The organism is Candidatus Methylomirabilota bacterium (genome assembly GCA_035764725.1).
In the GTDB taxonomy this organism is placed as follows: Bacteria; Methylomirabilota; Methylomirabilia; order Rokubacteriales; family CSP1-6; genus DASRWT01.
This window is the reverse complement of record DASTYT010000017.1, coordinates 1-5,854: the sequence shown is the minus strand read 5'-3', so window position 1 is coordinate 5,854 and position 5,854 is coordinate 1. Positions and strand designations below refer to the sequence as shown.

The following is a 5,854-nucleotide window of genomic DNA, read 5'->3' as shown; positions in this document are numbered from 1 at the left end:
CCGGCGGTCGGGGGCGCGAAGGGGACCAGCGGGTACATCGAGACCGTGGACTACAATGTGAAGATGCTCGCGCAGGCCCTCAAGTAGGGAATGACCATGGCCAACGAGCTCCTCTCGCTGATGTGGGTGCCGTTCCTCATGTGCTTGGTCCTCACCGGCATCCACGCCTACCTCGGCATCCACGTCATCGCGCGCGAGGTCGTCTTCGTGGACATCGCGCTGGCGCAGATCGCCGCGCTGGGAGCGACCACTGCGTTCGTCTTCGGCTGGGAGCTCTCGACCTGGGAGTCGTACGCCTTCGGCCTGACCTTCACCATCCTGGGCGCTCTGGTCCTCGCCCTGTCCCGCACCCGCGAGCGCCATGTCTCCCAGGAGGCCATCATCGGCGTCGTGTACGCCGTGTCCTCGGCCGCCGCGGTGCTGGTGGCGGACCGGACGCCGCATGGCATGGAGCACCTGCGCGGCATGCTCGTGGGCAGCATCCTCAGCGTATCGGGCGGAGAGGTCCTCAAGGTGGCGCTGCTCTACGCCGTCATCGGGGCCTTTCACTGGCTGTGTCGCGGCCCCTTCTTTCTCATCTCGACCGACCCGGAGAGAGCGTTCCGCGAGGGCCGCTCGGTCCGGATGTGGGATTTCCTGTTCTACGCCTCGTTCGGCATCGTGGTCACCAGCTCGGTACGTATCGGAGGCGTCCTGCTCGTCTTCAGCTACCTCATCGTGCCCGCTCTCGCTGGCATCATCCTTGGCGGGAGCCTGGCCGCTCGCCTGGCCATCGGCTGGGTCTTCGGCACGGCGGTGAGCGTGATCGCGATGGTGGGGTCGGCCGTCCTGGACCTCCCCACCGGCGCGACGGTGGTCTGCGCCTTCGGGGTGAGCCTTGCCGCCCTGGGCGGCTACGCGCGCGTGGCGGGCCGGCGTGCCCGCGTGCTCGGGCCGACCGCGCTCGAGCCCGCCGCCCTCCGCGCCGACTCGCGCGGCGGCCGGGTCGACCGCCGCTCGTGAGCGCGCGCGGACGGGCGGCGCTGCTCGTCGCCGCCCTCGTGGCCGGCGGCTGCGACGCCGGCCCGGCGCCCTCCAACCCGGCCGCACCGGCGCGCCCCAAGGTTGTCGCGACTTTCTTCCCGCTCTACGATTTCGCGCGGCAGGTCGCCGGCGACCGCGCCGAGGTGACCTCGCTGGTGCCGACGGGCGTCGAGCCCCATGACTGGGAGCCCTCGCCGCGGGACGTGGCCGACGTGGGCAAGGCCACGCTCCTCGTCTACAACGGCGCCGGCTTCGAGCCCGCGGTGGACCGCATGCTCCGCGAGATCAAGCCGCCGGGCCCGCTGGCCATCGACACCACCGCGGGGCTACCCCTCCTCGACGCGCGCGGCGCGGGCGGCCGCGAGGACGGTCGAGCGCTCGTGCCGGCCAAGGATCCGCACGTGTGGCTGGATCCCGTGCTGGCCCAGCGTCAGGTGGACGCGATCGCCGCGGGGCTCGCCCGCGTGGATCCGGCGGGCGAAGCGGGCTACCGCGAGCGCGCCGACCGCTACAAGGCTGCCCTGGGCGCGCTCGGCGACGCGTTCACGTCGGGCCTCGCGTCGTGCGCGCGGCGCGAGGTGGTCACCTCGCACGCGGCCTTCGGCTACCTCACGCGACGTTACGGGCTCGAACAGGTGCCGGTGGTTGGCGTAGCCTTCTCCGTCGAGCCCAGCCCCGCGGACCTCGCGCGCCTGGTGCGCTTCGCGCGCGCGTCCGGCGTGCAGGCCGTCTTCTACGAGCCCCTGGCGAGCCCGAAGCTCGCCGAGACGCTGGCGCGCGAGGTCGGCGCACGCACCCTGGTGCTGAACCCCGTCGAGGGCCTCACCGCCGAGGAGGCGGCCGCGGGCAAGGACTATCTCGCCCTCATGCGTGCGAACCTCGAGAGCCTCCGCGCCGGGCTCGGCTGTCGGTAGCATGGGCCGCGCCGCGCCGCGCATCTGCTTCGTCACCTGCCTCGCCTGGCCCGACGTCTCGCTGAGCGACGCCTTCGTGGCGCGCGCGCTCGAGGCGCGGGGCGCCCGTGTCACGGGGCTTCCGTGGAACCTGGAAGGCGCGCGGTTCGACCCCTTCGACGCGGTGGTGCTGCGCTCGAGCTGGGACTACCATCACGCGCCGGACGCCTATCTCGCCTGGCTCGCGCGGTGGGAGGAGGCGGGCGTGGCCCTCTGGAACACGCCGGCGCTCATCCAGTGGAATCTTTCCAAGGCGTATCTGCTCGACCTCGAGGGCGCGGGGCTGCCGGTCGTCCCCACGCTGATCCTCGGCGACGAGGCGGCGCGCCTGCCCGCGATCATGGCGGAGCGACGCTGGGAGCTCGCGGTGGTGAAGCCCGTGCTGTCCGCCTCCGCCCACGATACGACCCTCGTGCCCGCGGCCGAGGCGGCCGCGGTGGCGCGGGCGATCGGCGAGGGTCGCATCCGCCGGCCGGTGATGCTGCAGCCCTTCGTCGAGGAAATCCGGAGCCGCGGCGAGTGGTCCCTGATCTTCATCGACGGCGGGCTCACTCACGCGGTGCTCAAGCATCCCGGGGACGGCGACTTCCGCGTGCAGCCTAGCTTCGGCGGCCGCTCGGCGCGGGCCGAGCCCGCCGCGGCCACCGTCGAGGCGGCCCGCCGCGCGCTCGCCGCGCTGCCGGAGGCGCCGCTCTACGTCCGGATCGACGGGGTGGAGACCGCCTCCGGGTTCACGATCATGGAGGTGGAAGCGCACGAGCCCGGGCTCTTCTTCAATCTGGCGCCCGAAGCGGCGGACGTATTCGCCGAGGCGATCCTGCGCCGCGTGCGGGTGCGAAGTTGACACCCCCGCGCGACGACGAATACACTGCAATCGGTTTCGATCATGCCGTCCGCCGCCGATCCACGCCGCGTGTCCCTCTCCATTCCCGCTCATCGGCGCCGCCCATGAGCGCGAGCCGCGTCGCCCGCTGGCGGGCGGTGGCCCTCAGCTCCGCCGTGCTCTTCCTGCTGCTCAGCGTGGCGGCCACGCACGGCCCCCTGCTCGGCGATCCCGCCGCGCGCGTCCTCGTGAAGGCGTGGACGACCCCCGCGGTCCTCGCCCTGGCCCACGTGATGAACGTGGGGGGCACGTGGATGGTGCTGCTTCCCGCCACCGCGCTCCTCTTCGTGGTGTCGCGCCACGCGCGCCGGCGCTGGTGGCTGTGGTGCCTCGCCCTTGCGGCGGCGCCCATGATCGAGAACGCATGGAAGGCGCTGATCGCCCGCCCGCGCCCCGTTGGCACGGCGTACGGCTTCCCCAGCGGTCACGCCACCGCCGCCGCCGTCTTCGTGGTCGTCGCCCTCTACCTCTGTATGCGCGCCCAGGTCGGCACGGGACGGCGCGTCGTCCTCGCCGCGCTCGTGGTGCTCGGCCTGGGGGTCGGCGTGGGCGGAGCGCGCCTTGCGCTCGACGCCCACTGGGCCTCCGATGTGCTGGGCGGCTGGCTGCTCGGCGCGATGTGCGGGGGCGGCGCCGCCTGGTGGGACGCGGCGCGGGACAGTGCGCCGACCTCGGCACCCGCCGCCGCGGCCCCCCTCACCCGGCGGACGGCGGACTGACATGCGGCCCCTCGTCGAGATCGACAACGTCAGCTTCACCTACGGCGAGGTGTCGGTGCTGGAGGGCATCAACTTCACCGTCGAGGCCGGCGACTTCCTCGGCATCATCGGTCCCAACGGCTCCGGCAAGACCACGCTGCTGCGCCTGATGCTGGGCCTGCTCCAGCCCACGCGCGGCGAGGTGCGGCTCTTCGGGCATCCCCCGGCGGCCTTCACGCAGTGGGGACGCCTGGGCTATGTCCCGCAGAAGGCCACGTTCGATGCCTCCCTGCCCGCGACCGTCCGCGAGGTCGTCGCGAGCGGGCTCGTCGCCACCCTGGGCATGCTCGGGCGCGCGAGCGCGGCCCAGCGGCGGCGGGTGGACGAGGTGCTCGCCCAGGTCGGCATGGAGGTGCACGCGGCGCGGCGCATCGGCGCGCTCTCCGTGGGCCAGCAGCAGCGCGTCCTGATCGCGCGCGCCCTCGTGGCCAAGCCCGAATTGCTCATCCTCGACGAGCCCACCGGCGGCGTGGACCCGGAGGCGCAGACGAGCTTCCACGCGCTGCTCCATCATCTGAACCGCGAGCGCGAGGTCACGCTGGTTCTGGTGAGCCACGACATCGGCGTGGTGGCCCGCGAGGTCACGCGCCTGGCCTGCCTCAACCGCCGCCTGATCTTCCACGGCCGCCCCGGCGACTTCCTCGGCGACGCCGCCCTCGCCGCGCTGTACGGCCCCACCGTGCGCGTGGTCTCGCACGAGCACTGAGGGGCGATGCCCGAGTTCCTCGCCTACGACTTCATGAGGCGCGCCTTCGTGGCGGGCGCCATGACCGCCATGATTTGTCCGGCTATCGGCGTTTTTCTCGTCCCTCGGCGCCTCTCGCTGATCGCCGACACGCTGGCCCACATTGCGCTGGCGGGCGTGGCCCTGGGCCTGCTCCTCGGCGTCTCCCCACTGCTGGGCGCCCTTGTCGTCACCGTGCTGGGCGCGGTCGGCATCGAGGGCCTGCGGACGCGGGGGGCGCTCGCGGGCGACGCCTCGCTGGCCGTGTTCCTCTCCGGCGGCTTCGCGCTCGCGGTCGTGCTGATCAGCCTGGCCCGCGGCTTCAACGCCGACCTCTTCGCGGTGCTCTTCGGCAGCATCCTCACCGTGAGCCCCACCGACATCTGGCTCATCGTCGCCCTCGCCGCGGTGGTGGGCGTGACCATCGGAACCTTCTACCGGCAGCTCTTCGCGGTGACCATGAACGAGGATCTCGCCCGCACCAGCGGCATCCCCGTGGCCATCCTCAACCTCATCCTCACGCTCCTGACCGCGCTCACCACCGTGGTGGCCATGCGCATGGTCGGCGTGCTCCTGGTGAGCGCCATGATCGTGATCCCCACGTTGACCGGCTTCGCCCTGGGGCGGAGCTTCCGCCAGGCCCTGATCATCGGCATCGCGATGGCGCTGGTCTCGGTGGCCTCCGGCCTCATCGCCGCCTACTACCTGCGCCTCGCCGCCGGCGGCGCCATCGTGCTCACCGCGCTGCTGATCTTCGCGGCCGCGTCCCTCGTGCGGCGGGCGGTGCCGCGGGCGCCCCAGGTCGCCGCGCTCATCCTCGCCACCGCGCTCGCCCTCGTGGCGCCCGTCGCGGACGCGCAGGATCCCGCGTGCAAGCGCTGGCGCGAGGGCTTTGCGAGCATGCCGGTGCAGATGCTCACGATCGAGACCGGCAGGAAGAGCATCGCCGCCCGCGTCCGCATGGCCATGACCCCGGAGCAGCAGGCGGCGGGCTTCCAGTGCGCGACGCCCCAGGAGATCGAGCGGAACCTGATCCTGTTCGACTTCGGCCGCGAGATCTCGACCCAGTTCCACATGCAGAACGTGCCCGCGCCGCTCGACATCGCCTTCGCCAAGGCGGACGGCCGCATCTTCGCCATCCTCCGCATGGAGCCGAGCCCGACCGCCCTCTACGGGCCCATGGGCGAGTTCCGCTACGCGCTGGAGGCGCGCAAGGGCTTCTTCGAGAGCCAGAGCGTGCGCCAGGGCGAGTCCCGCCTGGTGGTGCCGCGCTGAGCGCCGCGCACCCGCACGCCCACGGACCCGGGCTCGGCGCCCACTCGCACGGCTCGCGGCACAAGGGCCGCCTGCGCGCCGCGTTGGCTCTCGTGGGGAGTTTCCTCCTGGTCGAGCTCGCGCTCGCCGCCTGGACGGGCAGCGTGTCGCTGCTCGCCGACGCCGTGCACATGCTCGTGGACGCGGGCGGCATCCTCCTGAGCCTGGGCGCGATCTGGTTCGCCGAGCGCCCCGCCAC

At 72.7% G+C, this 5,854-nt stretch carries 7 protein-coding genes; all 7 read left to right on the top strand.

Annotation, left to right across the window (positions count from 1 at the left end; translation table 11 throughout):
• Positions 1 to 96 precede the first annotated feature (96 nt).
• On the top strand, positions 97 to 1,002 hold the full coding sequence (locus VFX14_02365) for a metal ABC transporter permease (GenBank protein ID HEU5188512.1): 906 nt from the start codon (positions 97 to 99) through the stop codon (positions 1,000 to 1,002).
• A complete protein-coding gene (locus VFX14_02360; protein ID HEU5188511.1) occupies positions 999 to 1,937 on the top strand; it encodes a metal ABC transporter substrate-binding protein in 939 nt (312 codons plus the stop codon). The genes VFX14_02365 and VFX14_02360 overlap by 4 nt, the downstream gene beginning before the upstream one ends.
• Before the next feature lies 1 nt (position 1,938).
• The gene (locus VFX14_02355) at positions 1,939 to 2,820 is read left to right on the top strand and encodes a hypothetical protein (GenBank protein HEU5188510.1); all 882 of its coding nucleotides are present in this window, start codon (positions 1,939 to 1,941) and stop codon (positions 2,818 to 2,820) included.
• Positions 2,821 to 2,924: 104 nt separating this feature from the next.
• Positions 2,925 to 3,578 carry a phosphatase PAP2 family protein gene (locus VFX14_02350; GenBank protein ID HEU5188509.1) on the top strand — a complete coding sequence of 218 codons (654 nt, stop codon included), beginning with the start codon at positions 2,925 to 2,927 and terminating at the stop codon, positions 3,576 to 3,578.
• Between the two features lies 1 nt (position 3,579).
• A complete protein-coding gene (locus VFX14_02345) occupies positions 3,580 to 4,323 on the top strand; it encodes a metal ABC transporter ATP-binding protein (protein HEU5188508.1) in 744 nt (247 codons plus the stop codon).
• A gap of 6 nt (positions 4,324 to 4,329) precedes the next feature.
• The gene (locus tag VFX14_02340) at positions 4,330 to 5,616 is read left to right on the top strand and encodes a metal ABC transporter permease (GenBank protein HEU5188507.1); all 1,287 of its coding nucleotides are present in this window, start codon (positions 4,330 to 4,332) and stop codon (positions 5,614 to 5,616) included.
• A gap of 83 nt (positions 5,617 to 5,699) precedes the next feature.
• Positions 5,700 to 5,854 (top strand): cation transporter (locus VFX14_02335; protein HEU5188506.1); only part of this gene is annotated, 155 nt, incomplete at its 3' end.

Excerpts from the sequence above, each read along its gene's own strand:
- VFX14_02355 (HEU5188510.1), top strand. The coding sequence starts at position 1,939 with ATGGGCCGCGCCGCGCCGCGCATCTGCTTCGTCACCTGCCTCGCCTGG.
- VFX14_02345 (HEU5188508.1), top strand. The coding sequence starts at position 3,580 with ATGCGGCCCCTCGTCGAGATCGACAACGTCAGCTTCACCTACGGCGAG.
- VFX14_02340 (HEU5188507.1), top strand. The coding sequence starts at position 4,330 with ATGCCCGAGTTCCTCGCCTACGACTTCATGAGGCGCGCCTTCGTGGCG.
- VFX14_02350 (HEU5188509.1), top strand. The coding sequence starts at position 2,925 with ATGAGCGCGAGCCGCGTCGCCCGCTGGCGGGCGGTGGCCCTCAGCTCC.
- VFX14_02365 (HEU5188512.1), top strand. The coding sequence starts at position 97 with ATGGCCAACGAGCTCCTCTCGCTGATGTGGGTGCCGTTCCTCATGTGC.